4 protein-coding genes and 1 tRNA gene are annotated in these 4,106 nt (G+C 53.8%); 4 read left to right on the top strand and 1 reads right to left on the bottom strand.

Annotated features, from left to right (window positions below):
* Window positions 1-209 precede the first annotated feature (209 nt).
* Window positions 210-285 (bottom strand) — tRNA-Val (locus VEI96_11285).
* 162 nt (window positions 286-447) lie between these two features.
* Between VEI96_11285 and hpt the strand changes: the two genes are divergently transcribed.
* The 4 genes from hpt to VEI96_11305 all read left to right on the top strand — a co-directional run bounded on the left by hpt (window position 448) and on the right by VEI96_11305 (window position 4,064).
* Window positions 448-969 (top strand): hypoxanthine phosphoribosyltransferase, encoded by a 522-nt coding sequence (gene hpt / locus VEI96_11290; protein ID HXX58575.1) that lies wholly within the window; start codon window positions 448-450, stop codon window positions 967-969.
* Between the two features lie 94 nt (window positions 970-1,063).
* Window positions 1,064-1,435, top strand: a complete 372-nt coding sequence (gene queD, locus VEI96_11295) for a 6-carboxytetrahydropterin synthase QueD (protein ID HXX58576.1) — start codon at window positions 1,064-1,066, stop codon at window positions 1,433-1,435.
* Window positions 1,425-2,759 carry a TldD/PmbA family protein gene (locus VEI96_11300; protein HXX58577.1) on the top strand — a complete coding sequence of 445 codons (1,335 nt, stop codon included), beginning with the start codon at window positions 1,425-1,427 and terminating at the stop codon, window positions 2,757-2,759. Before queD ends, VEI96_11300 begins: the two co-directional genes overlap by 11 nt.
* A gap of 144 nt (window positions 2,760-2,903) precedes the next feature.
* On the top strand, window positions 2,904-4,064 hold the full coding sequence (locus VEI96_11305) for an acyl-CoA dehydrogenase family protein (protein ID HXX58578.1): 1,161 nt from the start codon (window positions 2,904-2,906) through the stop codon (window positions 4,062-4,064).
* Window positions 4,065-4,106: the final 42 nt, after the last annotated feature.

Below are 4,106 nucleotides of genomic sequence, written 5' to 3' on the forward strand. Positions count from 1 at the left end.
GATGGAAGCTGTCTACAAAGGACATAGTGAGACGGTAAGGTTGCTTATAGAAAAGAGGGCTGACGTGAATGCCAGGAGTGATGGCGGACTCACATCCCTCATGATAGCCTCGGCGGTCGGAAGAGCCGACATCGCGGAGGCCCTGCGAAAAGCCGGCGCTCGCGAATAAAAAAAGAGACAGCCGATTATAGCTGACTCTTGATCCGTTATGGTAGGCGGAACAGGGATCGAACCTGTGGCCCCAGCCTTGTAAGGGCTGTGCTCTCCCAGCTGAGCTATCCGCCCAAAAGATTCTCTATTAAACAATAGGAGAAACTAGTTTGTCAATTACTCATCGACGGAAAAGGAAAGCGCTTTCGGACAGGAACGCGCCGTGATGGCGCGCACTGTTGAGATGAGAGCCATTTCTATATATAATCTAAGCAATCAACGTGCAAGGAGATCCATATGGTAACGGGGAAACCGCTCTTCTCGACAGATCAGATTCAGCAGAGGGTAAGAGAACTGGCAGAGAGTATTTCGAAAGACTATGAAGGAAAAGACCTCCTGGCGGTCGGAATCCTGAGAGGAGCCTTCATGTTCCATTCGGACCTCGTGAGGTCGATAAAGATCCCGCTCACCATCGATTTCCTTGTCACGGAAAGTTATGCGAAGGCGGAAACCACGGGAGAGGTGAAGGTGTACTACGACGTCCGTGAGGACATCACGGACAAGGATGTCCTCCTCGTAGAGGACATTGTTGATTCGGGTATCACCCTCAGTCGTGTGCGCGAGCGAATGCTGTCACGGAAACCGAGGAGCCTCAAGACATGCGTATTTCTCGACAAGCGGGAACGGAGAGAGATCGATGTGCCTCTCGATTATGTGGGCTTTACCATACCGAACGAGTTCGTTGTCGGTTATGGCCTCGATTATGACAACAGGTTCAGGAACCTTCCCTATATAGCGGTATTCAGAAAGTCAGTCTGAAGAGGCAGCGGGGCGGGATGGAGGCCGAAATGTTTCGTGCCCACTCTATCGCTTTCACCAAATGCCATGGATCAGGAGCACGGAAAGGAGAGCTATGTTCGAACTTATGGTTGAATCCACATTCGCTGCAGCCCACCAGTTAAGGGGGTACCAGGGAAAGTGTGAAAACTTTCATGGTCATAACTGGAAAGTGCAGGTGCATGTCTCGGCGGAGAGGCTCAATGAGATAGATATCGCGTTGGATTTTCACGATCTGAAACGGTATACCCAAGAAGTTACCGGTTCTCTCGACCACACGTTTCTCAACGAAATATTCCCCTTTACCGAAAAAAACCCGTCTTCAGAAAATATCGCAAAATGGATCTATGACACACTGAAAAAGAAGATCAACGGTGAATTCGTCCATCTTACGGCGGTGACCGTCTGGGAATCCGACACCGCATCCGCGACTTACTATGAAGACTGAGAGGGAGTTCGCCTTCAGGCTTCTCGAAGAGGCGAAGAAGAAAGGCGCGGAATTTGCGGAGGTATATCTGAAATCGGCAAGGAATCTCTCGGCCGAGGTTAAGGATCAGGAAACGGACGCCGTAGAATCATCCATCGACTTCGGATATTCCCTTCGCGTCATCAGGAAGAAAAGGCTCGGTTTCTCCTATGCCACCGATCTTCGTAAGGGCGACAGCGTCGTGGAGGATGCGGTTGAGGCGTCAAAATGGGCCGAGGAGGACGATTATCTTGCCCTGCCGGAACCTTCACCCCAACAGTCCATGCCGATCTTTGACGATGCCGTTGCCTCCGTGGGTAAGGAAGAGGCTGTGATTCGTGCTTGCGCCACAGAAAAAGCTGCCCGTGTTTCGGATGCGAGGATAACGAAGGTGAGGAAATCCTCCGCGTCCTTTACCTGCACTGATGTCCTCATCATGAATTCGAGGGGTCTCGATGCGATGTATTCCTCCACATCGGCAACGGCGGAGATCATGGTCGTTGCTGAAGAGGGCGGCGACAGTCAGATGGGATGGGACTTTGAAGGGTCGAGGTTTCTCGGGGACGTTTCTCCGGAAGCGGTGGGGAAAAGGGCTGCTGCTCGGGCACTCGAAATGCTCGGCGCTCGGAAGATTCGCTCCGTCAGTGCTCAGGTGATGCTCGATAGTTCCGTCGCCGCTGACTTCCTCGGTATCTTCTCATCGCTCCTGTCATCGGAATCTGTTCAGAAGGGTAAGTCACTGCTCGCGAAACGTATCGATGAGGAGGTCGTGAGCCCCCGCATCAGTATCGTCGATGACGGAGGGGTGCCACGTAAACTCGGCAGCAGGCCCTGCGACGATGAAGGCGTGGCGACTTCCAAGAAGGAGCTCATTCAAGACGGCGTTCTCCTCGGGTATCTCTACAATACCTACACCGCGAAAAAGGATGGGGTAGCGTCTACGGGAAATGCCGTGAAGGGTGGCTTCTCGTTGCTGCCTTCTGTGGGCCGAACAAACCTTTACCTCACCGGATCATCCCTGCACCCGCAGACCCAAAACCTGCCCGCGCAGTTCGACAGGGGTCTTTTCGTCACCGATGCGATGGGAATGCATACCGCAAACCGGATATCGGGAGAATTTTCGATCGGCGTCTCCGGACTCTGGATAGAGGGCGGGAAGGCGCGGCATGCCGTTAAGGAAGCGGTGATATCGGGGAACATCCTTGAATTCTTCAGAAACGTTGAAGCGGTAGGCGACGATCTCAGGTTCTACGGCAACATCGGTGCCCCGAGTCTCCTTATCGGACCGGTGGATATCAGCGCCTAGTAGCTCTCCTTCCAAAACTCCCGTTCGTTCTGGTAGACTATTGAGTTCGTAGTCTCCTGATACTCTCGGGTGAGCGGGCGCGATAATTGATTCTTTTTCACGTTGTCTTCTACGAAATGAATCGTGAACGAGGGAGGTTGGACAATGGATTACTTCTTGACAGATGAACAGATCATGATCAGAGACCTTGCCCGGCAGATTGCGGAGGAGAAGGTCGTCCCTGTCAGGGAAGAGCTCGATGAGAAGGAAGAGTTTCCCTGGGAAATCATGAAGGTGCTCGCCCAGTCCGATCTCTTCGGTCTCTTTATCCCCGAGCAGTACGGCGGTCTCGGAAAGGGATGCCTCGAACTCTGCATCGCCGTCGAGGAGCTCTCAAAGGCCTGCGTCGGCGTATCCACATCGTACGCGGCCAACGCCCTCGGAACCTTCCCGATCCTCCTCTTTGGATCAGAAGAGCAGAAGAAGAAATACCTCCCCGATATCGCTGAGGGGAAGAGGCTTGTCGCCTTCGGCCTCACGGAGGCGAACGCGGGGAGCGATGCCGCTGGGATACAGACGACGGCGAAGCTTGAAGGCGATGAGTATGTGATCAACGGCACAAAGCAATGGATCACGAACGGAGGCGAGGCCGAGATTTACACGATTATAGCCATGACCGACAGGGCCAAGGGAGCCAGGGGCGCATCAGCCTTCATTATTGAGAAAGGGACGCCCGGGTTCAGTTTCGGCAAGAAGGAAAGGAAGATGGGCATACGGGCTTCGGTGACCCGGGAGCTGGTCTTCGACAACTGCAGAGTGCCGAAAACGAATATTATCGGCAGAGAAGGGATGGGCTTCATTGTGGCGATGAAGACACTCGACAGTTCTCGGACCGGAGTGGGTGCACAGGGTCTGGGAGTAGCCCAAGGCGCATTCGAGGAGGCGGTCAAGTTTGCTAGGCAACGCGTCCAGTTCGGTCATCCGATCATCAGCTTTCAGGCGATCCAGCACATGCTTGCCGACATGGCTACCGAGATAGAGGCCGCGCGGGCTCTGATCTATACGGTGGCACGCTACATAGACAGCGGAGCGAAAGACGTGTCAAAGGAATCTGCCATGGCGAAGGTCTTTGCGACCGACCTCGGCATGCGTGTCACAACCAATGCGGTCCAGATCATGGGCGGCTCAGGGTATATGAGGGAGTACCCTGTGGAGAAGATGATGCGCGATGCGAAGATCCTCCAGATCTATGAGGGGACAAACCAGATCCAGAGGAACGTGATCGGTCAGGAGCTGATCAAAGAGGCGGCGAAGAACAAGAAGTAAACGCACTATTCGAAGAGGAGAAGTTACCGGGCCCTGACAGTG

The organism is Thermodesulfovibrionales bacterium (assembly GCA_035622735.1).
Taxonomy (GTDB): Bacteria; Nitrospirota; Thermodesulfovibrionia; order Thermodesulfovibrionales; family UBA9159; genus DASPUT01.

Bases quoted from the DNA above. Each gene is read 5' to 3' on its own strand.
- hpt (HXX58575.1), top strand. From the start codon at position 448: ATGGTAACGGGGAAACCGCTCTTCTCGACAGATCAGATTCAGCAGAGG.
- queD (HXX58576.1), top strand. From the start codon at position 1,064: ATGTTCGAACTTATGGTTGAATCCACATTCGCTGCAGCCCACCAGTTA.
- VEI96_11300 (HXX58577.1), top strand. From the start codon at position 1,425: ATGAAGACTGAGAGGGAGTTCGCCTTCAGGCTTCTCGAAGAGGCGAAG.
- VEI96_11305 (HXX58578.1), top strand. From the start codon at position 2,904: ATGGATTACTTCTTGACAGATGAACAGATCATGATCAGAGACCTTGCC.